This window comes from Bacillus sp. 1A (assembly GCF_052682215.1).
Map to the genome: position 1 here is coordinate 5,626,601 of NZ_JBQYLZ010000001.1, position 24,891 is coordinate 5,651,491.

20 protein-coding genes are annotated in these 24,891 nt (G+C 34.3%); 2 read left to right on the forward strand and 18 right to left on the reverse strand.

The features are described 5' to 3' along the window. Nucleotides 1-141: 141 nt before the first annotated feature. The 3 genes from ACUN0F_RS28855 to ACUN0F_RS28865 all read right to left on the reverse strand — a co-directional run bounded on the left by ACUN0F_RS28855 (nucleotide 142) and on the right by ACUN0F_RS28865 (nucleotide 3,142). Complete coding sequence (locus tag ACUN0F_RS28855) at nucleotides 142-348, reverse strand: hypothetical protein (RefSeq protein WP_080344950.1); 207 nt, start codon at nucleotides 346-348, stop codon at nucleotides 142-144. A 629-nt stretch (nucleotides 349-977) separates the two neighbouring features. Then, nucleotides 978-2,285 carry a replicative DNA helicase gene (gene dnaB / locus ACUN0F_RS28860; RefSeq protein WP_445540587.1) on the reverse strand — a complete coding sequence of 436 codons (1,308 nt, stop codon included), beginning with the start codon at nucleotides 2,283-2,285 and terminating at the stop codon, nucleotides 978-980. Further along, nucleotides 2,282-3,142, reverse strand: coding sequence for a DnaD domain-containing protein (locus ACUN0F_RS28865; protein ID WP_445540588.1), 861 nt, complete (start codon nucleotides 3,140-3,142; stop codon nucleotides 2,282-2,284). Before ACUN0F_RS28865 ends, dnaB begins: the two co-directional genes overlap by 4 nt. Before the next feature lie 316 nt (nucleotides 3,143-3,458). On the opposite strand from ACUN0F_RS28865, the gene ACUN0F_RS28870 reads away from it, so the two are divergent. After that, nucleotides 3,459-4,079 carry an HNH endonuclease gene (locus ACUN0F_RS28870; RefSeq protein ID WP_445540589.1) on the forward strand — a complete coding sequence of 207 codons (621 nt, stop codon included), beginning with the start codon at nucleotides 3,459-3,461 and terminating at the stop codon, nucleotides 4,077-4,079. 267 nt (nucleotides 4,080-4,346) lie between these two features. Here the strand turns inward: ACUN0F_RS28870 and ACUN0F_RS28875 are convergent, their stop codons facing one another. The 11 genes from ACUN0F_RS28875 to ACUN0F_RS28925 form a co-directional block, all read right to left on the reverse strand. Then, nucleotides 4,347-4,625 (reverse strand): hypothetical protein, encoded by a 279-nt coding sequence (locus ACUN0F_RS28875; RefSeq protein WP_046953895.1) that lies wholly within the window; start codon nucleotides 4,623-4,625, stop codon nucleotides 4,347-4,349. Between the two features lie 209 nt (nucleotides 4,626-4,834). After that, entirely contained in the window at nucleotides 4,835-5,161 is a 327-nt protein-coding gene (locus ACUN0F_RS28880; protein ID WP_046953894.1) for a nucleoside triphosphate pyrophosphohydrolase, read from the reverse strand. A gap of 283 nt (nucleotides 5,162-5,444) precedes the next feature. Further along, entirely contained in the window at nucleotides 5,445-8,549 is a 3,105-nt protein-coding gene (locus ACUN0F_RS28885) for an AAA family ATPase (protein WP_445540590.1), read from the reverse strand. After that, entirely contained in the window at nucleotides 8,539-9,087 is a 549-nt protein-coding gene (locus tag ACUN0F_RS28890; RefSeq protein WP_445540591.1) for an ABC-three component system middle component 1, read from the reverse strand. Before ACUN0F_RS28890 ends, ACUN0F_RS28885 begins: the two co-directional genes overlap by 11 nt. Next, nucleotides 9,077-10,423 (reverse strand): ABC-three component system protein, encoded by a 1,347-nt coding sequence (locus tag ACUN0F_RS28895; protein WP_046953891.1) that lies wholly within the window; start codon nucleotides 10,421-10,423, stop codon nucleotides 9,077-9,079. Before ACUN0F_RS28895 ends, ACUN0F_RS28890 begins: the two co-directional genes overlap by 11 nt. Nucleotides 10,424-10,425: 2 nt before the next feature. Beyond that, nucleotides 10,426-11,487 (reverse strand): ComEC/Rec2 family competence protein, encoded by a 1,062-nt coding sequence (locus ACUN0F_RS28900; RefSeq protein WP_445540592.1) that lies wholly within the window; start codon nucleotides 11,485-11,487, stop codon nucleotides 10,426-10,428. A 341-nt stretch (nucleotides 11,488-11,828) separates the two neighbouring features. Then, complete coding sequence (locus ACUN0F_RS28905; protein WP_445540593.1) at nucleotides 11,829-14,729, reverse strand: DUF3427 domain-containing protein; 2,901 nt, start codon at nucleotides 14,727-14,729, stop codon at nucleotides 11,829-11,831. A 113-nt stretch (nucleotides 14,730-14,842) separates the two neighbouring features. Then, nucleotides 14,843-15,244, reverse strand: coding sequence for a (deoxy)nucleoside triphosphate pyrophosphohydrolase (locus ACUN0F_RS28910; protein ID WP_016101701.1), 402 nt, complete (start codon nucleotides 15,242-15,244; stop codon nucleotides 14,843-14,845). A 225-nt stretch (nucleotides 15,245-15,469) separates the two neighbouring features. Further along, nucleotides 15,470-16,438 (reverse strand): tripartite tricarboxylate transporter substrate binding protein, encoded by a 969-nt coding sequence (locus tag ACUN0F_RS28915; RefSeq protein ID WP_445540594.1) that lies wholly within the window; start codon nucleotides 16,436-16,438, stop codon nucleotides 15,470-15,472. Continuing rightward, the gene (locus ACUN0F_RS28920) at nucleotides 16,435-17,112 is read right to left on the reverse strand and encodes a response regulator (RefSeq protein WP_445540595.1); all 678 of its coding nucleotides are present in this window, start codon (nucleotides 17,110-17,112) and stop codon (nucleotides 16,435-16,437) included. The genes ACUN0F_RS28915 and ACUN0F_RS28920 overlap by 4 nt, the downstream gene beginning before the upstream one ends. 19 nt (nucleotides 17,113-17,131) lie before the next feature. Further along, complete coding sequence (locus ACUN0F_RS28925) at nucleotides 17,132-18,721, reverse strand: ATP-binding protein (protein WP_445540596.1); 1,590 nt, start codon at nucleotides 18,719-18,721, stop codon at nucleotides 17,132-17,134. A 224-nt stretch (nucleotides 18,722-18,945) separates the two neighbouring features. On the opposite strand from ACUN0F_RS28925, the gene ACUN0F_RS28930 reads away from it, so the two are divergent. Continuing rightward, a complete protein-coding gene (locus ACUN0F_RS28930; RefSeq protein ID WP_445540597.1) occupies nucleotides 18,946-20,271 on the forward strand; it encodes an MFS transporter in 1,326 nt (441 codons plus the stop codon). 282 nt (nucleotides 20,272-20,553) lie between these two features. Here ACUN0F_RS28930 and ACUN0F_RS28935 read toward each other — a convergent pair whose 3' ends face one another. From ACUN0F_RS28935 to ACUN0F_RS28950, 4 genes are all read right to left on the reverse strand, one after another. Continuing rightward, nucleotides 20,554-21,891 carry a hypothetical protein gene (locus ACUN0F_RS28935; RefSeq protein ID WP_445540598.1) on the reverse strand — a complete coding sequence of 446 codons (1,338 nt, stop codon included), beginning with the start codon at nucleotides 21,889-21,891 and terminating at the stop codon, nucleotides 20,554-20,556. A 39-nt stretch (nucleotides 21,892-21,930) separates the two neighbouring features. Continuing rightward, entirely contained in the window at nucleotides 21,931-22,635 is a 705-nt protein-coding gene (locus ACUN0F_RS28940) for a plasmid pRiA4b ORF-3 family protein (protein ID WP_445540599.1), read from the reverse strand. A 295-nt stretch (nucleotides 22,636-22,930) separates the two neighbouring features. After that, the gene (locus tag ACUN0F_RS28945) at nucleotides 22,931-23,902 is read right to left on the reverse strand and encodes an ABC transporter ATP-binding protein (RefSeq protein ID WP_445540600.1); all 972 of its coding nucleotides are present in this window, start codon (nucleotides 23,900-23,902) and stop codon (nucleotides 22,931-22,933) included. After that, nucleotides 23,895-24,887, reverse strand: coding sequence for an ABC transporter ATP-binding protein (locus tag ACUN0F_RS28950; RefSeq protein WP_445540601.1), 993 nt, complete (start codon nucleotides 24,885-24,887; stop codon nucleotides 23,895-23,897). The genes ACUN0F_RS28945 and ACUN0F_RS28950 overlap by 8 nt, the downstream gene beginning before the upstream one ends. Between the last annotated feature and the right edge of the window lie 4 nt (nucleotides 24,888-24,891).

Sequence of the window (24,891 nt, forward strand, 5' to 3'; positions counted from 1 at the left end):
AGTAACAACGCTACCTTAATGATTAAACGGATTATAAATGATATTGTTACTTAAGACACATCTAAATATTAAGGCAATTCTTTTTTTAGCTTATTGATTCCGTCAATAGCTTCTTGACTAATTGTCAGATTTGTTTTTCACTTAAAGAATTTCTTTGTTATCTTTGGGAATTCTTTTAGCAGAAATAAAATCTTCCCGGTTAATCTTTTTAGTTTCTTCATAAGCTTGATTAACTACAAATCCGTTGGGAAGAATAATTCCTCTATACCTATCTTCTTTTTCAATTATATCTTTAAGCTCCTTAATACCATGCATTGTTTCCCTAGCTAAACGAACGCTCAGTTTCATAATGTCCCTCTATTAAAATGTCTTATTTCATTATATTTTAGCATATTTTCCCTATCCTATGTGGACGATTATTTATTCATAGTCAAAAGCGATTGCGACTAATTTGCAACCAGCGAAAGTAGTTTCACCTATATTTTTGTTGATTGTAACCAAATAAAACCGCACAAACGCTATAAAATAATAAACGTACAGAGTGACAATAGTAAAATTTAAAGCCTAGACCTTGATTTTTCAGCGTTTCTAGGCTTTTTTCTTTGTATAGAAGACCACCTAGCGAAAAAAACTGTATTGAAAATAAAGATTTAGTAATGTAAGTTTATGGATCACGTGTATTGTTTTTGTATAAGATTAAAATTATAACTTATAAAAGGTTTAGCAAATCTTCATAGAAAGTAGTGTTAGAGAAAAAAATCATTTTTTGTTTTATTAGGTAATGGTTCTGTTATAAAAAGGTTATTTTGTATTAATACATTCCGATGTATTTAGAGGAATACTTAGATGTAAATTTAAATATGTTATATATTAAAAATACCCCCACAACTTATATTTCAATAAAACATAGTCAAATACGTAATCAAACACTTTTAATATTAGTTATAAACCTTTGAAAGCACTGTTACTATAGCATTTTAGGAGACAGTGGGTTCCACTCCCACTATCTCCACAAACCGCCCAAACTCCTTCAAAAATCTCAACTTAAAACTTCCCACAGGCCCATTCCGGTGCTTCGCCACATGAATCTCCGTCATCTCTTTCTGCATCGTTTCCTTATCATAATAATCCTCTCGATACATAAGCATAATGACATCCGCATCTTGCTCAATTTGTCCTGTCTCTCTTAAATCAGATAAAAGAGGACGCTTATCTTGCCGTGCTTCTACCGAACGAGACAATTGCGACAACGCTACTACACAAACATTTAATTCACGTGCTAATACCTTAAGTTTACGAGAAATTTCACTAATCTCTTGAAATCGATTGCCCTTATGCTTCGGATCGCCCGTAATAAGCTGCAAGTAATCTACAATGACTAAAAGCTTCTTATCACCGTGCTTCCTCTTTAACTTTCGCGTTTGCATCCAAATATCTTGCACCGTAACGCCTGCATTATCGTAAATCTCAAGTGGTAATTCCCCAATCTCCGCAAACGCCTTACTCACCTTTTCCCAATCTTCTATCGCAAAACGGTGCTTCGGATTTTTCAGTCTGCCTCCTGACACTTCACCTACGCAAGACGCCATCCTTTTTAACAATTGCTTACTACTCATCTCTAATGAAAATAATCCAACCGCAGCTCCAGACTTCGCCGCATGCAGTCCAACATTTAGCGCAAACGCAGTCTTCCCCATAGAAGGACGCGCACCAAGTACAACAAAATCACCTTCCTGTAATCCGCACGTCATTTTATTTAGCGATATATAACCAGTCTCAATACCAGTAATCTCTTTCGCATCTTGATGAAGCTCTTCATATAAATCAACTAGCGCATCCTTCAAATCAAACTCACATACACAATCCTTTTCCTCTAACTCACAAAGTGCCGTAATCGTCTCACCAATAATTTTCTCACTCTTCTCCGCAATAAGGCGCTCTCCCATCTTGTGCCCGAGAACACCAGCCTGATACATTTTCCAGGCACCTCGAACAAGCCCCTCATAATAAGAGAAGTTGGCAATCGTAGGCACGCCATCCATTAATCCTATAAAATACTCCATTCCCCCGATTTCCTTCAAAAACTTTGGATCTACCCGAGAAATGAAAGTCACAAGATCAATCGGTTGCCCCTCTTCTTCCATTTTTCGCATTAATTGAAATATAGACTTATGCACCGGCATCGAAAAATACTGCTCCGTCAAACGGCACTCCTTAATAAGCTCTCCATCAAGTAATAGAGAACCTAACACCGTCTTTTCCGCCTCCACATTTTGAATACTCATGGCCGCCACCCGCGCTCCGCTAAAAAGCGCTGCAACTCTTCCTCTGACGGCACACTCTTCTCCCACTCCTCACACTTCGCCAAAAAATGCTCCGTCTCCCCCGTACTAACAGACGACCCCTTCTTCCGGAAATTCGCAGCATCCGCCTCAACCTCAGACACTTTCGTAAACCCTTTCCCGTGCCAACCACGCAAAATCCCCTTCACATAAGCCATCTTCCGATTCTTATTCTCATACGAAATTTGAAGAGCCTTCAGCACCAGCTCCTCTGACAAATCATTCATCCATGCATTCAATTCCTCCACCGTAAAAGGAGACAAACTACCAAAATGTTGCTCATAAAAAGAAAACACGCGACTTCCCGTTTCCTCCTCTACAACCTCTTCTTCCTCTGCCTCCTCACAATCCGGCTCTACATCATCCATAGCCAAATCACCAGGCATACCGAAATGCGCTAACAGCATCGGAACATTCATCTCCTCCTCCGCACACTTCTGAAGAAACATATGTACAAACTCCTTATTCTTCACACCCTTAAGCTCGCGAAGCACACACTTCTCCACATTCGTGTTCGTCACTGGATTATAACGAAGCCAATTTAAAACGAATAACTCCCGTGTCTCCGCATCATAAAGAATCTTCCCATAATCAATAAAGCGCTGCACAAGCTTATCAACAGTCTCCCGATTATAACCCGTCTCCATTTCAGCTAACCGCTTCGGAAAAGGAAAAATCCCACACTGCGTCGTCTTCGAACAAGTCAACAAATATACATAAAAATACCGCTCCTCCGGCGTCAAATCCAAAACAAAATCATCCTGCCAAAAATTCACCTGCACCGTACGATACACCGCCATCCCAATTCCTCCCGTCCTAATTCAAAAATGAAAATTCCCTCTTTGTACTATATATAGGAAGGAGGGCCGGGTTTTTGGCGTGTTATTTCAAAATTTTTTTCGACTCCTACTACGGTGTTTGTTGGTGTTTTTGTTTTGTTGTGTTTTTTCTTAGTGATTTATTACTTGGTAGGGGCTTGCAAGGGGCTTAGGAGGGGCTAGTTATAATTAAACCCAATTTATTTTCTACTTTTCTATTCTAAAAAGAGGATATTCCAATAATAGGAAGAATATATGAGTTATATTAATATATTTTCAAAAGAATAGGAGATACATTATGGCAACTTGGTTAGAAGACATTATAACAGCTCTTAATCAATCACCAAACAAAACTAGTAATTACAAGGAACTTTACACTAAAGTGCAGAACATTAGAACGGAAACTCTCCCAACTAATTGGCAAGCTATTGTAAGAGACACCATCGAAAATCATTCATCAGATTCACAAAAGTTCAATGGTAAAAAGGATTTATTTTACTCAGTAAATGGATTAGGAGAAGGTACTTGGGTTCTTCGGAACAAAGAACCTTTGATTAAAGCTACCGACATTACAACTCCACCTAAAAGAATAAAAACTGAAACATATAGAATTTTAAGAGATACAAGTTTAACTCGCGATTTAAAAAGATTACATAATCATACATGTCAGATCTGTGGTGAAAGACTTGAATTATCTACAAATAAATATTATTCGGAAGCTCATCATATAAAGCCATTAGGTAGTCCACATAATGGTCTAGATATAAGTGAAAACATTATTGTTTTGTGCCCTAATCATCATGCTCTATGTGATTACGGAGCCATTTCATTAAATTATTCGACGTTAAAAAACGTTAAAGTCCATAACATCTCTAAAGAATTTATTAAATATCATAATAATAAAATATCCAAAAAATAAACAAATAACATTGTTAATTAAGGAGGTTCCAATTCTAGAACCTCCTTTCCTTCCATAAAACGGATTCCCAAATTAATAAATTCAATACCTCTCTCTTATTCTTTTTGTTAATCTTACTTTTTTGTTAATCAAACATAATGATAATTTGATATTTTTACTCTTGAAGTTAAACATATATCACATCATATTCCCAATTACAGTCTAAAAATGCCAAAAAGTTGTCCTCTATTTATATTTTAAATTGAGGACAACTTTTTAAATAAAGCATTAACGGATCTTTTTTATCTCATCAGCAAATTCGATACGAACCTCTTTAAGAAGCTCCTCTTTAGAGCTTACCTTATTTAATGCTTGTGTAGAAACTCCTACACCGCCTCCACAATATTGTCTAGTCTTGCCTAACGCTTGAATTAATTCTTCATTTTCTTCCCCTAATCCCATATAGGCTTCATCTTTTTTCTCACTAGCACGGGTCAATTCATGTACCGTCCTTCTTAGTGCTTTATTTTCTTGCATTAGAGCCTCAATAAACTTACCATTACTCACCACATACACCCCCAAAATCTTTAATAGATATATTATGGATTTAATACAATAAACTATTCATCCTTTTAAAAATCACAAAATACAAATAAGGGAATACTCACCAAAAACCCACTTCAGCATTATTTCTAAATCCCCCTACTACCACTACTACGGTATTTTTTCTTGTAATTGTTTTTGCTTTTCCCTAGTGATTTATTACTTGGTAGGAGCTAGTTATCGGTTACTTTGATTAAAAAGACTCGATCTGAGAAGCCGCCTCGTTCTTCCTCTTTCTTTTTACGGATGTTGTTGATTTCTTCTAGTGTTGTGCCTTTATGTTCGGATAGGGCGTTTATTATTTCTAGTAGGTCGGATAGTTCTTCGAGTTTATCGGGTTTTGTTTTTGCTTCGATATATTCTGTTAGTTCTTCTTTTGTTTTCTTGCAGAGTTCTTCTATGTATTCGTCTTCGTTTAGGATTCTTGTTGTGGGTGTTTTTCCGTTGGATTTTATTATTTGTGGGATTTTGTTTCGGATTAGTTTGTTGTAGGTTGGCATGGGATTTCCCTCCGTTTGGTTTTTCTTCTATTAAATTTTTATTTTATTTTTCTCTATGTAAAATAATAATTTGAGTTGAAATATTTGATAAAAGGTTCAAAAGTTAAAAACTTTTGAACCTTAACTTGATGACCATAGAGCTATCCACTTAAAAGAGCTACGACACATTTAAGCTCCCTTCCTAATTTCCTCTGAAAAACTCGTGCACCTTACCACCTGGTATTCTCCACTTAAGGAACTAATATCTAATCACTTCCTATTATGCTATCAAAATTAGAATTTATTATCTTTTTATTTTTCCAAAAGACTCTAATTCAATGAACTTTGAACTCGTAAAATCTGGATCCATTTTTCTCTTTATTAACTTAAAGAAGTTTTCATTATGTGTAGAAATTATGACTTGTTTATCTAAATTTACAGTAATGGTTCTCAACAAATCTATAAAAGAAAGTATATTTAAGTTATCTAGATGTTGTATTGGATCATCCATAAAAATTGTATTTAATCCCTTTTGTTCTTCTATAAGTGCTTTTGCTAAAAAAATACTTAAAGATAAAACGTTCACCTGAGCAGCACTAAAATATAAAATAGGTGAAAGTTTTTCTTGCTTACTCGAAGCATAAATGTTTAATTCCGGTTTATCTTTAGCTAGATCTACTTCAAACTTTATATTATTAAAATCAGGATGCGGATCTATCCTTTGATAAATACTGTTAATAGAATCTAAATTAAATGCATTTTTTATTTTACTCTCAATATATTCAGTTATGTATTTTTTCGCACTTGAAAGTTCTTTATTTCCCCTTTCTAATATTTTAATCTGTGTTTCAATCTCTATTTTCTTAGAATCTTTTGTCTTGGTTGCTATATTATTCTCAATGTACTTAGTAAATCCCATCAATTCATTTACAACTGTTAATCCTTCTCTAACACATTTTTTTTCATTTATTAACTCATCATGAATTTGTTGTATATCACATTCTTGGAAAGAATCTCCTACTATTAAATCTTTCGCCTTTTTATTGTAATTTCCAATAAACTCGTTAACCTTCTGATAATCTTTCTGCTTTTCTTCAAACGCAGCTTTCATTTCTTGCTCATTTATTATTTTCAACTCTTTATCAAGCACATTTATCCGTTTTCTAATAACTCGCTTTTGATCCATTTGCAATAAGAAGTTATATTTAACTACTTCAAATTCATTTTTAATTTTGTTTATATTATTCTCTACTTTACACTCTTCTAATAATTTATTAACACTGTTCAAGACCGGCTCTCCACTAAGTTCCCTAATTTTATTTTTATTAGATATAATCTCCAATTCTTTATGGTTCCGTTTTTCAGACAATGTTTTTAGCATTTCATTCTTATTATTTATCTCTTGAGCATAATCATTCATTGATTCATTTAAGTTATATATCTTATCTAATATAGAGGACTTTATATTTGTTAGATAGACCAAACTTTTATTTTTAATATCAATATTCAATTGCTCAAAAAAATGAATCAAATTATTTTCTTCTCGTTTTATATCATCTAATTTATTCTTAATCCTTTGATTCAGCGAATTATAAGAAGTGATCTTCGTTTCATTCTCTATATCCTTCTTAGATAATATAGTTATTTCCCTGTCAATTTCTTTTCTGAATAAAGTAATACAGTGATATATTTTGTTTTCTTCATCTTGTAATACTGCCTTAACCTTTTCTATATCACTTTTTATTTTATTTAAATTCTCAACTTCTACAAAATCTCTATCCACATTATTTATTAATGTATTAAAGTCCTCATATTCCTTATTGCATAAAGGACAAACCTCAGTATGAGAGTCCTCGATAAATTTCTTTCCAGCTTTATAAATAATATTTAACTGTTCAGTAAGTTTTCCGAATTGAGTATATTCTTGCTCAAGTTCCCTTAATTCCTGTTCTTTTTGATTTTTTAACCAGAAGCTATTTTGCAATTCACTAATAGCCATTTTGATTTGTTGATTATCACTTTCAATTTTAATAACATTTTGTATTTCATATTTAGAATAGGATTCTAATGTTAATATTTTCTTTTTATATTCATTTTTATTATTCCAACGAATATCAATTAATTCTTGTAATTGCGATAGCCTTTTAATCCAATGCACTTTTTTATTTTCTAAAGAATTATATTTCTCAAGATTGCTGTCTAGTTTAAAAAGATTGTTTTCTATCTCCTTTTTTGAACTTCGAACATTATCTAACTTACCCAGTATTTCTTTTAAATTTTGTTCTTCTTGGGTCTTTAGGCTATTTAGCCCAGATAATTCTTTAATTAGTTTCAGATTTAATTCCTCATAGTTGTTTATATTCCCAAGAATTTGTTCAGCTTCATAGTATTGTTTTTCTAGTTTCTTAAGATTTTTATACTTTCTATATAAGTTATGTGATTCGACTATCACTTCATCTAAAAAACTTAATTCTCTCTTTCTCTCCTTAAACTTGTCTAATGTATCGCTAATCTCATGAATATTTTTTCTAATAATATTCAATTCATTATTTTTCAGTGAATATAATTTATTGTTTTCTACTAAGTAGCCGGAAATTAATAACTTATCTTCATTATCAGTATTTAAAGATTCTAATTTTGAATTAATTTCAATTAATGATTTTATAAACTGTATATTATTATCCCGATTCACCTTAAAGAGAGCTAATCCTCTTAATTGGATTTGATTAAATTTATTAATCAAATTGTTGATATCAAAAATAATATTAGGCCTAATTATTAAGCTCTGTATTTCCTCATCAATTTTACGAAGTTGTTCTTTAGCTTGTTGAAGTTGCTTTTCCGATTCACTATTCATGCCTAGTATATTCTTAAATAACTCGGAATCGTTTGCTTCATCCCAAAAATTTGTTAATATGTCGTACCGATCTCTCGGTGAAAATGAACGAAGAAAAGAATCAATTTTATCTTGGCCTAATATAGACTTAATTGCAAAATCAGAAAGCTCCAAATCACTGAATATATCTGCTTTTACAACTATATCACCCTCTGCATAATCTGTTTTCCTTCCATTCCTTCCAATTACTTTAGTTTGTTTTACTAAAGATCCTCCATTTTCAGCTATTAGTGTTACAGTACCAAATTCCTTTGAACTTTTTCTATTCTTTAAAATGACTCCCTTTTCACTATCAGCTGTATTTTTGACTATTGAACTTTTAGAAATTCTATTAATACTCCCTGTTAACCCCCACTCGACTGCGTCAATAAACGAAGTTTTACCATATCCATTGGGTGCATAAATGACAACTAAATTAGCAACTTCACCTAATTTTGTTAGGAAATTAAATAATTGTTTATCCTCGTACACTCTAAAAGCATCTAATTCTATACCTTTTAATTTAAATTTCATTTTTTAACAACTCCAGATACTTAGTAAATAAAACCGAAGGTTTATCCTGGCTTTGATTAATTATTTTAAACACATTTTGATAGTCATCTTCCAGTCTTTTCGATATTGTTTCGGCAGGATTATTCATACGAGGAACTAAATCAATCTTTACTGAAAATAGTTTCTCATTAATTATACTTTCAATGATTTCCTCAGTTACCGGACCCTTGGTATCTTCAATCACTAATTTTCGTGAGGAGTACTTATTTTGTTCGATTAAATATCGGATTTTACTATCAACACTACTTTGCACTAAAAATAAGATGTAAATATTCCATATTTCAATTTCAGTTTCTAACACACTCTGAAAATGAAATGCTATATCACTACTAATATCTTCCCATACTCTCGCTAATTCATCCTGATTTGTTAAGACCATGGTAAAAATATAAACATTGTAAAGATCTTCAGATTTAACTCTACACTCTACTAAATCAAATAAATTTTCACCACTTTCTCTTTTTATCATCTCAATTATTTCTGGTTTATTAAGGAACATTGTTGAACACCTCTTTAATACTCTCCTTTAATTTAGCTTCCAGTTCTGCTTGTATCTCAATCTCATCATGAATAGAAAACTTATCTTTAAATAGATCAATATGAATAAACTCTACGCCCTTTAGATGTTCTGGATTATCAATTTCAATACCTTTTTCAATTAACTTTTCTCTATCTCCTCTATCTATCTGTCTCAAAAATCGTCCTGTCTTTCCCTTGTTACAGCTTTTAGTTCCTGGACTACTGCCTTGAGTATTAATAACGATTACATCATTTTTTTTCAACTCATCATAATTATTTACAAACAAATCCATTACACAATTCGAAAGTTTTTTATACCCTGTAAAATACATTCGAATATTATGGTAATAACCATCCCTACTTCTGACCAGGTTAAAATCCTCTTTACTCGGAAGATTATTAGTGTCCATATAATAGTACGTTAATAGTGACACCCATCCCTCCCATAACTTAGGATTTAAAAGGCCCTCTTCAATAAAAGAATTATATGGTAAATATAATTTTTCATTATATGAATTTACAATATGATTAGGCTGTAAATCTAATAAAGGCCTTGCATTTCTTTTCAAAACTGGTTTAATAATCCCTTCATTGCTTTCAAAAGCTGTCTCAATGTATTTTTCAAAATTTAAAAGTTCTTCTGGAATTAATTGTGGTAATTGATTATTAAACAGAATTCGGTTAACCTCAGAGATATCATGTCCAAAAAGAGAATTAAAAGCACCATTTTCCTCCTTCAATTCTATGAAAATACCAATCAAATACAAATTATCATTTTTTTCATAATATACTCCTGAACCTGAGAAACCTACAATGGTTTCATTAACAGTATTGATTATATTTGAAACATCGGAGTCAGGTGTAAATTCAATTAAATTTTGGTGTGGACGAACAAAGTTCATTGAACATTTTAAACGGTGACCATTTAAGCTACTGACAATTCCATCGTGTTCTTCATCTTGTAAGATATCTGGAAATCCGTAGAGTGAAATTGCCTGATTCTCTTTAGGTATGGTTATTAATGTACTAGGAAGTCCCTCAATATACTTCACTTTAATAACTGCTAGATCTAACTTATCATGTAAGTAATAATCTAAGACTATTTGCTCACCTATACTACCATCCCTACTAAAGAATATTTTAATATCATCTTTGCTAAAACTCTGAGGAGTTTCCTCATTACCTTCTAAGCAATGTTTAGCAGTAATTACATATGAATATTCCGTGGTAAATGGTTGAAAAAGGCATCCAGACCCCTTAGAGTTTATACAATGTACCTTAACGGCCAATTCTTCATATTTTGAATAAATACCCAATATCAATCCCTCACTGTATAATTGTTTTTATTATTTAAGTAATGACATGTTATATTGTATTTTTCACGTTCTTCCTGTGAAAATACCTTATTCATAGAACTATAATTAAAATAGAAATTCACTGGTTTTCCCATTGCCCTCACTATCCTTGCTAGACTTTGTTTATTAGGCAGCCCATGTTTACTGCCATCAGTGCTAACAATAAAATTTGTACAGTCTAACATATTAAGCAACTCATTACACGTATTTTTTTTACTTCCATGGTGTGAAACCTTCATAACATTTACTTTTAATTTGTGTTTCTCCGAATATCCTAGCTCTTTTAAACTAGCTATTATAATTGACGGATGGGAGTCTCCTAGCATTAATATTTTATAATCTTTGTATTTTAACAAAAAGGCTATACTACTTCTATTAAAAACTGACTTATCTTCCTCAAATGTTTCAGCACAGAGCTCATCAAAATTTTTATGATAATCCATTACAAATGACATTTTCCTTTTTTTAGCTTTTTTAGCATTCATCTTTTTTATCTCGTCTTCCCACTTACTGTTTAGGTCTTTAAGAGTTTCTACATCTGGAGATAGAATATAAATTTCAATATCATCTAATAGATGTTTTTGGCCTGAAAATATTAATTTTTGATACCAGGAACTAGACGCTTGCATTCTTTTCTCTAAGGTGACACCTTGTCTCACACTCATTTTTCTAGAAAGAGGTGCCAATGGAATTTCCCTATTAGTAGCCACTTGGTTACTAAATTCACTTGATATTAAAGCCCCTGAATTAAACCAAACCTTGTTTATAATAGATGTATTAATTTTATTGTCTTGGTATAGTTTTAATATCCCAGCAATATGATCATCATCAATATGCGTCAATACTAATAAATCTAATTGTTGTTGATTTTCTTCTAAATATTTAAATTCCTCTTTTAATTTTTGATGGCAAAGTACTCCTTTCCCACCATCTATAAGAATATATTTATAGTTAGTTCCTATTTTAATCTTTACTAGAAAACAATCTCCATTTGCTGCAGGAAAAACCTTTATAGAGCTACACATTTAAAATCTCCCTCACTAATATCAAAATTTGGTAATAAATTAATTATAATAGTTTTCAAAGCATAAATTAAACCTAAAAACATAATTTGGGATTCAAGTCAGGATTTCAGACACAAAAAGGATAAATTCATTCTACTTCTTTTACACACTGCAGCATTGGAGAAAGATCCATTCATTCTAACTACACCACTAAAATGAACACATAAAAACCAATAAAAAACACATTAAACACCAATAAATAAGGCCATATCAAAAGCATACTCCGATGTCATTCTGATACAACCTTATCTATATTCCCTTAATGATTTTAGAAATATATAGGTATTAAAAATTAAACCTACCTACAAAGCATTACCATCCTTTAAATAATCATAAAGCTTATTATCCACCGATTTCTCCATAATCATATTCATCGTAACAACCGGTAGTTCTTTACCATTTTTATCTTGCATTTCAGTTTGTTCTACACTTGCTTTATCAGGTCTCGCTTTTCCTAAATAGTAAAAGTCGGTTCCCTCGTCATCATCTTTTTTCACAAAAATATGGACATCAATATTATTTTCTTTAGCATCAATAATTGTCTGAACTTCCTTTGACTTTAATGTTCTATTACTTCTTGTGTACCATTTCAGAACATCTTGATTGAGGAACTCATCACCGTAGTCCACACTGGATTCTACCTCATCATTTTTATGGTACGTGATAAATATTGGACAAGTATAGTATTTGGTCTTATAACCATACATAGTTGAGCTCTCATCATTATGCCAATTTAAAAGTTTACATACATCTTTTCTTGAGTATTTTTTATATATAGTCAGGTTACTATCACACTCATAGTTTTTGCTCTTTTCTTTCGCACTTTTAATGATGTCCATAACCATATACTTAAAGTATTCATTTTGTTCTAAACTTTTTCGAATAGAATCATTAAATATAAATGTCTTCTCATCCTGCAAAGTGAGAATTGTCCTTTCCCCATATTTTTTTTGGTTGTTTTGCGAGAAAAACTCTAATTCAAAAATTCGTTGTACTGAAGTAATCGTTTCATCATTTGTTAAGCAATTAGATTCTTCAAGTTGTTTTATATACTCATTCTTATCAACCTTTTCTTGCTTTAATAATAAGTCTAACAAAACGATTTCGTTTTTACGTTTTCCATTTAATACTTCCAATGAGAACATTGTTAAAACTTTGTTTTCGTACTCTGTTAATGCAGAGACATCTTCTTTCATTTTCAATAGAAACTGATAATAGTTCGAACATCCTTCTACAAGTACAACTGGATCAATAGAATGGTTTACGATAAAGTCATATAGATAGGGAATTCTTCCTATTCTATTTTTCAACTCACCAAAAGCTTCTTTTAATACTTTCATTGCTGTTAAATTACTTTCGTTAATTGCTTTAAAGATCTGCTTTTTCGCTATCTCTTCAAAGTTAACTGTTGAAATACCTTTAATATAACTCGTGTCATTTGTATACCTACGTATATTATCTTTATTTTGTGATTTATCTCCGGAAAGGGCAATCGGAATTAAATAGTTGTTTTTATAGTTTCCAATAAAATCAATGATCGTAACAAAATCTTTCGAATCGTGTTTTCGAAGTCCACGCCCCAATTGCTGTATAAAGATAATACTTGATTGAGTTTGTCTTAACATAACAACTTGGTTCACACTCGGAATATCAATACCTTCATTAAAAATATCTACTGTTAAAATATAATCTAGTATGCCATTTTCTAATTGATTCACCCGCAGTTCTCTTTCCTCTTGGGAATGATCGCCGGTTAATGCAAATGTGCGAAAACCTCTATTATTTAAGGCATATGATAATTTTTCTGCCTCATCTTTTCTGCTGCAAAACATTAATCCTGTTACTTTCTCACCAGAAAAGCCATAATATTTTACTTTTTCAACTATATGATCCACTCGTTCTTCCGTAACAAGTTTAGATAAAACTGTAGTGTCATCTATCTTTTCACCATTATATTCAAAATCAGTTACTCCAAAATAATGGAAAGGACAAAGCATATCTTCTTCAAGTGCTTCTTGCAAACGAATTTCATAAGCAATATTGTAATCAAATAGCTCATAAATATTAAAATTGTCTGTACGTTCAGGTGTAGCAGTCATTCCCATTAAAAATTTTGGTTTAAAATAATTAATAACTTTATGATAAGAACTAGCACCTGCTTTATGAACTTCATCTATTAAAATATAATCAAATATCCCAGGATCAAATTGATGTAAATTTTCTTCTTTTGAAATAGTCTGGATTGTCGCAAATAAATATTTAGCATTTATTTGCTTATTTGATCCTGATAAAATTCCAAAGTCCTCATCTATTCCACCAAGAACTTTTTGAAAATCTGATTTCGCTTTATTTAATATTTGCTCTCGATGAACAATAAATAGCATCCGTTTAGGTGCAAAGTTTCTGACATCAAATGCTGAAAGATATGTCTTTCCCGTTCCTGTTGCAGAGATAACTAATCCTTTTTCTTTTCCAGCGTCTCGAATAGCTTGTATTTCTTTTAACGCAGCTTGTTGCATTTTATTTGGCGTAATTTTCAAGGCTTCTTCAATTGAATTATGATATTGACCAGGTAATTCTATAACTCGATCTAGCACCTTATTTTCTGCAGCTTGCTCATATATTGTTTCATAATTTCCAATCAACTCTTCAGTTAATACTTGAGAATGCTCCCAAACTTCTTCAAATTGATTTTTAAAATGTTGAACAATCTCTCCATCTTCATGCGATGTTAACTTGACGTTCCATTCATAGTTTACCTTCAAAGCATGTGCAGTCAGATTAGAACTGCCGACAATTAGCGAACAATGTGTTTTGTTATCAAATATGTATCCCTTTGAATGAAAACCAGATAAGTTTGTTAACCTTACTTCTACATTTTCAAGTTTCATTAACTCTCTAAACACTTTTGGTGTATTAAAATTTAAGAATGTAGATGTTAATATACGTCCTTTAACCCCTTTTTGTTTAAGATCAAGGAAATGTGATTTTAAAGTCGCCAGCCCACTTTCCGTAATAAAAGCCACTGAGAAAATAAAGGATGTACTATTTTCAAGCTCCTCCAACAATGAGCTTAAAACATTTTCATTTTTTTTCGTGTTGTTTACTAATAACTTAGGCTTATATATTCCGGGATGATTATGTTTTTGATCAATAAACCCTTTATATAAAGACCCCTCTAATTTCTGAATAAAATTCTCCATATGATCACCATTTTTGACAAATTTTTATACTAATTGTATTACTCACTGATTTAAAGTGCAAATTTTTTACAATATAAAAAACTATCCGCATAAAACGAATAGTTTTTTTCAAATCACTTTACAAGCGATTCTTTTGCTAATTTCTCAATAGTTGGGATATCCGCAGGTGCCCACTCTAAAGCTGCTAGTTCATTTGGGTATAACCATTTAATTGCTACATGCTCAGTTAAAACTGGGCTTCCTTCAACAAGTTTACAATAAAAAGTTTTCAAATGAACAATACCAAAATCATACTCATAAGCTGTATAATCAATTTGTTCACCAATCTGCACGCTACAATGCATTTCTTCATCGATTTCACGCTTTAACGCCTCTTGAGGTGTTTCTCCCTCTTCTATTTTCCCACCTGGAAATTCCCACATAAGAGGTAGCGATTTAGATGGACCTCTTTGTGCACATAAAATTTTCTCATCTTGGACAATTACTGCTCCAACAACATAAATATTTTTCTTCATGATGTCCTCCTTAAATCTCACAGAAACTCTATACTTTATGTTTCCACACTTTATAGACTGAAAAATGCCTTTTATATCTTTTAACGACTAATATATTTTTAATCAGTAAGCTAGATTTTATTTATCCCTATCTAGCCCTTTTAATACAATTAGCCTAACACTCTCATCTCTTTTATATTATATAGAAGTAACTACAAAAATAAAGCCTGATTGAATACTTCCCTCTTAAGCCTCTTTTTTCACCATTTCCTCATACCTAAAATGACATTCCTCCAAAAACCCCCTACTCTCCCCACTATCCTTATAATAAGAATTCCACCCCTTCTCCCTCAAAATCCCCTTCCAACTCTCACTCTCCACCATCCTCTTAATAACACCATCCCAATAAGCAACCTCTTCCTCCGTCATATCTTTCGGGCCCATAATTCCTTTCCAGTGCTGGAAGATGACGTCGATTCCTTGTTCTTTCCATGTTGGGATTTCTGGTAGTCGGTCTAGTCGTTTTGGTGCGGATACGGCTAGTATTTTTATTTTGCCGGCTTTGTATTGTTTTTCGGCTTCTGATAGGGTCATTGTTGCGGCGCCTATTTGTTTGTTCGTTAGGGCGTTTATGATTTTTTCTTTGTTTTCGTAGACGAAGAATTGTAGTTCGGCTGGGTTTATGCCGAACGCTTTGCTTACTTGTACGAATGATAGGTGATCGTCGTTTCCTAGGCCTGGTGCAACGCCGATTTTGAAGTTTTTCTTGTTTTGTTTTAGTTGTTCCATGAGTTGTTTTGCGTTTTCTATGTTTGATTCTTTTGATACGACAACAACTTCCCAGTCCAATGCTAATGTTGCGAGCGGTGTGAAGTCTTTATATGTTAGTTTACTGTGGCCTAGTAGGTTGTTCGTTATGAGTAAGCTTGAGTTAATTGCCAGTACGTGACCGCCTTTTTGTTTCGTATATTTCCATCCGACGTCACCGCTGCCACCTACTTTGTTTGTGACTGTGATTGGTTTTGTGAAGATTTTTTCTTCTGTCAGTGTTTTTTGCATCGCCCGTGCTGTTAAGTCCCATCCTGCTCCTTGAACGTTCGGCGCAACGATTTCTACTTTGTCTATGTTTACTGTATCCGTTTGAGTTTTTTCCGGTGAACAACCAGCTATTACTCCTGTCATAATCCATATACATAGTAATAATCGTTTTTTCATAGTCCTCGCCCTATTCGATATTTTCGTTCTGGTCGTCCGATAATGCCGTATGTATACTCTACCGTGCATTCGTTTGTCGCTACTAAGTATTCTAAATATCTTCTTGCGGTTGTTCTGGAGGCCCCCATTTGTTCTCCCATTTCTTCTATTGTAATACCCTCTTCGAATCCTTTTATAATTCCTTTCACCTTTTGCAGTGTTAACGGATCAACACCTGTCGGTAAGTTTTTTATATCTTGTGTTTGCGAAATGCCGAAGAAGTTATCGATGAGTGCTTGATTCACTTCATTGTTACTATGTAATAATTGCTTCTTTCTTTTATAGTCTTCAATCGTACGAACAAATTTTTCTAACGTGACTGGTTTTATAAGGTAGTTACTTACGCCATTTCGAATTGCTTTTTCTAACATATGGTTTTCATTCGCAGCTGTTACCATAATGACGTCAACGTTTGGAAAATCAGCATGTATTTTCGGCAATACGTCTGTTCCGATTCCATCTGGTAAATAGTTATCTAATAGAAGCAAGTCGATTTCTTCCCTTTGCAATAGTTCCATCGTTTCTTTCGCGTTCAACGCTTTTCCAATCACTTTTACGTCTTTTATTTTTGATAAAAACTCTTCTTGAATTTGTGCTACGCGGAAATCATCTTCTGCAATTGCAACCTTCAACATATGCCCATCCCCCTGTTTGTCATGTACTTTCTCTCAATGTTTTCGGAAGGTAAATTGTAAAAATAGCTCCTCCATTTTTCTCGTTTTGAATCTCAATTGTTCCCTCTAGTACATCTACCATTTCTTTCACATTCGCTAGCCCGTAACCACGATTATTCCCCTTCGTTGAAAATCCTTTTTGAAAAATTGTCGTGATTTTTTCTACCGGTATCCCTATCCCACTATCTATCACTTCAAACACAATATCGTGTCCAATATCTGTCACAAAGAAGGAAACACTCTTTTCCTCTCGTTCATTCACCGCATCAAATGCATTATCGATTATGTTTCCAAGGATCGTAATAAGGTGCGAAACTTTTATATGGTCCGGTAACGGCTGAAGCGCACTATCTCCTTCAATATGAAAATCTATTTTCTTCTCAGATGCTGTTCCGAGTTTCCCTAATAAAATAGCTTGTACTTTCGCATCATGAATTTGATGGAATAAAATATGGTTTTGGCTTTGATGAATATTAGATTCTTGCTGAATGAATTCAATTGCTTCTTTGTAATGCCCTAACTGAAGTAATCCTGATAAGACGAAGAGCTTATTTGTAAATTCATGTGTTTGAGCGCGTAAGTCCTCTGAATACTTTCTTACCTCAGATATCGTATTCACTAAATTTTGCAGTTCTGTTTTATCTCTAAAACTACATACAACGCCTACCGTATTATTATTTTCAAGTATCGGCGTCCTATTTAAAATAAACACTTTATCTTGAAACGCGATTTCTTGATCGTTTTCTAGCACTCTTTCCATATTAAACTCTGGTAAAACTTTTGAAATGTGCTGCTGCATATAATCATCATTTACATGTAGCATTTCTTCTGCTGACGTGTTCATCATTGTAATAAAACCGTTTTGATCGATAGCGATAATTCCTTCTTTTATAGATAGTAGTATCGCGCTTCGTTCCCGGTATAACGCCGCAATTTCATTCGGCTCTAAACCGAGTGTGTCTTTACGAATGCTACGTGCTAAAAGAATACCACCAACAATTCCAGCTAATAATACAGCTAAAGAAAAGAGTATAATTTCTTTCGTTCTGCTCAATATGTTAGATTCAATACCTTTTATTAAAAACTCTACTGTCACAACACCTACGACTTGATCATAGTCTCCGTTATGAACAATAATAGGTGCCTTCGCCATTAAAGCAGGACCACTTTCACCATTTCCTTCAAGCGTATAATAGCCACCAAAAGTAAGTGCTTCATAGTTATATGGATTGTTACTCTTTGTACCAATTAACTCCGAATTAGAATGGGAATACATAACCCCAAAGCGATCTTCTATAATGACATAATCTGCACCCGCTTGCTCACGAACTTGTTCCGCAATGGATTGAATGGTACTTTTATGCTCGTTATTTTGAAAAGCATCTTTTATAGCAGGCATAAAAGAAAGCGACTTCGCTGTTTGCAGTGCTAGCTGCTCCACTTGGCGTTTCGTATCAACGGACTGAATGTAAACAAATATTCCTGCTAATAGGAGAACGACAAATAAAATTAACGTAATAATTAAGCTTACTATTTTCGTTTGTAATGACACTTTGCGTGATTTCTTCATACTTCATATCCTTTGATAAAATATTCAAAACTATCAATCTCCTTTTCTATTATTATGACAAAACTAATAATGAAGCAACTATTAAAACTCTCCATGTACATAAAGTACAAAAAGAATAAAATTGTCATAATATTGAGATTTTATTCCGCAGACAGTACAATTCAACTACAATGAACACGCTTTCATAATTATCATTTTATTTATAAGCAAGAGGAGGAATGATTATGGCTCAAGCAAAATCTAATCGAGTCGCCGGCAATATTTTCAAAGGTTCAGTCGGTAATTTAATTGAATGGTACGACTGGTACGTTTACTCTGCTTTCGCTGTTTACTTCTCAGCAGAGTTCTTTCCTAAAGGAGATCCAACAAGTCAGTTACTGAACACAGCAGCTATTTTCGCAGTTGGATTTTTAATGCGCCCTATCGGAAGTTTATTAATGGGTCGCTATGCAGATCGGCATGGACGCCGGGCAGCATTAACGCTTTCGATTACAGTTATGGCCGGTGGTTCTTTAATTATCGCCTGTACACCTAGTTACGAAAGCATCGGTATTATGGCACCAATTATTTTAGTTCTTGCCCGTTTACTACAAGGATTATCACTTGGCGGAGAGTACGGAACTTCTGCCACATATTTATCTGAAATGGCTAGTAGTGGTCGCCGCGGTTTTTATTCAAGCTTCCAATATGTAACGCTCGTTGCTGGACAGATGGTTGCGTTAGGCGTTCAAATTGTTCTTCAGCAATTACTAAGCGAACCAGATATGAAAGCTTGGGGATGGCGCATTCCATTCATTATTGGAGCGATGGGCGCAGTAGCTGTATTATGGCTTCGCCGCACGATGGATGAATCGGAGCAATTCTCAAACATGGAATCTAAAAACCGCGAAAGCGCAGGAACTGTTCGCGCTCTTATGAAACATCCGAAAGCAGTATTAACAGTAGTCGGCCTAACACTAGGAGGCACTGTTGCATTCTATACGTACACAACATATTTACAAAAATTCATGGTAAACACAGTCGGTCTTCCGAAAGAAGTTGTAAGCTGGATTAACTTTGTCGCACTACTTATTTTCGTCGTACTTCAGCCAATTGCGGGACTATTATCCGATAAAATTGGACGACGCCCACTATTAATGGCATTCGGTATTCTCGGAACATTACTAACAGCACCAATCTTCTTCTTCATGGAAAAAACGACAGAACCAATGGTAGCATTTTTACTCATGATGGTCGGCCTCATTATCGTTACTGGCTACACTTCCATTAACGCAATTGTAAAAGCCGAACTCTTCCCAACTGAAATTCGCGCACTAGGCGTAGGTTTACCATATGCCCTAACAGTTGCGATATTCGGCGGAACAGCAGAGTTCATCGCACTATGGCTAAAGAGTATCGGAATGGAATCACTATTCTACTTCTACGTAGCTGGATGTATCGCGATCAGCTTTATTACGTATTGGCGTATGGATGAGTCATCGAAGACTTCGCAGATTGAGGCGGAACTTGGTGGTGGGGATAGTTTGAAGGATGGTACTAGTTCAAAATAACACAATACGGCAGGTCACCTTGAAAGAGGTGGCCTTTTTATATAATCTTCCAACCAATTCCACACCCTCAAAAAATATATCAGCGATTTTCCAATTATATCGAACACAACTCCGAATATATCGACGATTCGACACAACATATCGACTTACCGACAAATTTCGCAGAAACTACCGCAAAAATCACCAAGCAATCACACATCTTCTCTCGCTCCTTACAAAAAAGCACCAGGTTCCCCCCAGTGCTTTCTCTCTAAGACAAATAACAAACTACCCGATACCCTTTCACCCAAAAACTCTCATTTCATCTAAAAATGCTTTTTTCTTTTTATGTTGCGTTCTCAATGTTGTTAAATTATATTGCCATGACTCTTCATCATCTAATTTGTTTTTAAGAATATCTCTTACTTTTACAAAGTATTTTACAGCCTCTTTATAACGCTTACGATTTCCTTGTGGTAAAAGAATACAGCCTTTATTCCAATAGTATTCAATAATTTCTTGTGGATATTCATCTATAAGTTGATTAGCAAAATGATCAAGTTGGTCATACATATTATATGGACTCATCCCCCCTTGAGCCTTCTGAAGAATCTCTAACATTTCACTATACCTTTCATTTTCATAACAGATTTTCAAGTAATCCACTATACTTTCTTTTTTTACAATCCCTATCATTTCTTCTTGTATTTCTTCCCAATCTTTAGCTGTTAATTGCTCCTTCAGGAAATTAAAACCCTCGTAATACTGCTTACGATAGGAGCTTGTTCGAAACGTTCTTACTAAAATATTTTTGACTTCTTCATAATCATTATTCATTTTAAAATATAGAAAAGCCCGTTCACTTATTAAATTGATATCTGACTCTGTATAAAAAGCTTTATCTATTAAACCGTGTATTTTATTCGTATCTTCTCGTGACACATAATAATCAAATAAAAACGCAAATAGTTCTGTTTGTCGCCCTTTTCCATTCTCTAAACCACTTTCAGCAATTTCAGCCGCCTTATCCACTTGATCAATCGAAATGTAATATTCCGCCAAGTCCCAATAATCCATTCCATATTCCAAAATTTTCAACCGCAACTGCAAGTATGCTTCACCATCTTGCAATTTCTCTTTATAAATTTGCATAATCAATTTCTGATCATACTCATTAGGAGATTTTTCAAGCAATGTAATCACATATTTCCAATCAGAATCCGATTTACATATTTCATAAATTGTATCCATTATGATATCGTTTAGTCCGGAGTTCCCGATTTCATATTGCACATATAGCTTCTTGATTAATAATCGTCTTTCTTCAGATGAAATAGGGTATTCAGATAATATATCTACAATGTTCCTTACATATTCATATACGTCATACGCAAGGTGTTCCGGGCCACCTCCATACTCATTAAATCTCTGGATTATTGCCTCAGCTCTTTTCCAATATTCCCAAAGTGAATAATTATTTACAGCCTCTTTCTTCTCCACCCTTTTTTGTGATGTATACCATTCCATCACAACCATATCTATACCCTCGTACTGATTCGACAGATACATCACTAATTCCAGCAATTGTTCTTTCTTCAATTCCGTACATAACTCTTGTAACGACAAACTATTCCCTATCATACCCTCTCTCCTTTATAGTTTCATAAAAATGAAATGCTCCTACTCCTCCAACATATCATTAACCCCATCCACATCAAATTCCTCAGGATCAAATTCACCAAGCCACTCTAGCAAACCTTCATCCAGTTCACCTTCACCTCGTAATGCCTTTTGGATTTGATTATACATATAAGGGCCACCACAATCTTCAGGTGGACACGCTCTTTTTCCTTTTTGGCATATAGGAACTATTGCCTCTTCATCAAATGGTAATATTTTTTCTAATACGATTTCATGTTCCCAGCCGTCACCGAAGTCGTATGTGTATAAACATTTTTGTTTTTCTTCTGTTATGAATTCACCAATTTGTATGTCCGCTGCATCATATTTTGCACGGGATGATGCGAACATGTTTATAGCATCATCTTGTTCTTCTATATAGGAATCATTCGTATAGAAGTTATATAAGTGACAATTTTCCCAGCCCATTACAACTTGAATAATGTTATGGAATTCTTTGAAAGTTACTTCGTTATGAATAAGGAATCTTCTCCAAATTGGTGGGCGTATGCCTTTGAGTGTAATTTTGAATTGATAAATTGCTGGTTCTACAATATTTCTTTCTCTTACTTTGTTAACATTGCTTCCGCCAAGAAACTCGATTATTTCTGCTAATCGTTCTTTTTCTGCAGAAGGCATCTCTTTCCAAAAAGGATTTCTTTGAAACTCTTTAATAAAATCTAATATAAATTTATCGATCATCATTTACAATCACATCCTTATTTTCTTTATCTCCATATTAACAGATAATAAGACTCCCCCATCAAAATTTGATGCAGGAGTCTAAGATGCTCGTAAAAAACAATTGCTACGAGCTAGTAATCAGTTGTCCTTGATTACAGTTTCAGTTTCTTTTACCGTTCTCTTAATCTGCAAGATCCGACTTACCGACAAATTTCGCAGAAACTACCGCAAAAACCTCGAAGCAATCCCACACCAGCGCCCCCGTCCCTTACAAAAGACAAAAAAGCACCAGGTCCCCCCGATGCTTCCCCCAACTCTAAAACAAATGACAAGCCACCTCATGCCCTTTCGCAATCTCGACCATCTTCGGTACTTCCTGTGCACATTTTTCAGTGGCGAATTTGCAGCGCGTTCTGAATTTGCAGCCAGATGGTGAGTTTAGTGGGCTCGGTACTTCTCCCTCTAGGATGATCCGTTCTTTACCAGTGTTTGTTGGATCTGGTTCTGGCATAGATGAGAGTAGTGCTTGTGTGTATGGATGTGCCGGTTTTGTGTATAGGTCTTCGCTGTCAGCAATTTCTACTATGTTTCCTAAGTACATGACTCCGATTCGGTCTGATATGTGTCTTACCATCGATAGGTCATGTGCGATGAATAAGTATGTGACGCCTGTTTCTTCTTGAATGTCTTGCAGCATGTTTACGACTTGTGCTTGGACGGAGACATCTAGCGCTGAGATTGGTTCGTCACATAGAATGAAATCTGGTTTTACAGATAGTGCACGCGCGATGCTAATGCGCTGGCGCTGGCCTCCACTAAATTCGTGCGGATAGCGGTATAAGTGTTCTTCTTTTAAACCTACTTTTTTTAGAAGGTCTAGAATGATTTCTTTTCTTTCTTCCGCAGTGTAAGATCCATGAATGTTCATTGGCTCGCTAATAATTTGGAATACATTCATTGCTGGGTTTAATGATGCGTATGGATCTTGGAAAATGATTTGCATTCGTTTTCTATATTCTTTTAGTTCACTTTCCTTTAAACTTGCGATGTCTTTTCCGTCGAATAAAACGTTACCTGAAGTGACATCGTGTAAACGAATAATGCTTCTTCCTGTCGTTGATTTTCCGCAGCCCGATTCTCCTACTAATCCGAATGTTTCACCCTTTTTAATTGTGAAGCTTAAGTCATCGATCGCTTTTAATTGCTCTGTTTTTCTGCCGAATAGTCCTTTTTTAATAGGAAAATACTTTTTTAAGTTCCGAACTTCAATTAAGTTTTCTTCACGCATGGAAATCACCTACCGCCCTATCATTTAACCAACACATGGAACGTCTTTCGTTTCCGATTTCAAAATATGGTGGACGTTCTTTTTCACAAATGTCCATCGTATGCGGGCAACGCTCTGCGAATGGGCAACCTTGTGGCGGGTTTAATAAGTTTGGTGTTACACCTTGAATAGGAGCGAGTCTTTCTTTTACGCCATTCGCTATTTTTGGCAGAGAGTTTAATAGCCCTTTCGTATATGGATGATTCGGCGATTGGAAAATATGAAGTACAGGTCCTTCTTCCATAATAAGCCCGCCGTACATAACGATGACGCGCGTACAGTTTTGCGCGACAATTCCTAAGTCATGCGTAATAAGAAGTAACGCCATATTCGTTTCGTTCTTTAAGTTTTTCATTAAATCTAGTATTTGCACCTGTATCGTTACATCAAGTGCAGTCGTCGGTTCATCAGCAATAAGAAGGTCAGGGTTACAAGACATCGCCATTGCGATCATAACCCGCTGCTTCATACCGCCGCTTAGTTCATGCGGATATTGTTTTACCCTTTCTTCTGGTGACGAAAGGCCGACTTGCTTTAACAAATTGACCGCAATCTGCTCTGCTTCTTTCTTTTTCACTTTTTGATGGCGTATAATTACTTCCGTCATTTGTTTCCCAATTTTTACGACTGGATTTAGCGCTGACATTGGGTCTTGAGAGATAAGTGAAATTTGATTTCCTCTAATAGAACGCAATTCTTTTTCAGATTTAGAAAGCATGTTTTCATTATGAAAAAGGATTTCCCCTTCTTTCACTTTCCCTGGTGATGTAACAAGAGACATAACGGACTTTGCCATTACACTCTTTCCGCTTCCAGATTCCCCAACGATACCGACTACTTCTCCTTTATTTAAGCGAAATGTAACGCCGCGAACCGCTTCAACTTCGCCACTTTCTATGAAAAAAGAAGTCTTTAAATTTTTCACTTCTAGTAGTTTTTCAGACACGCTT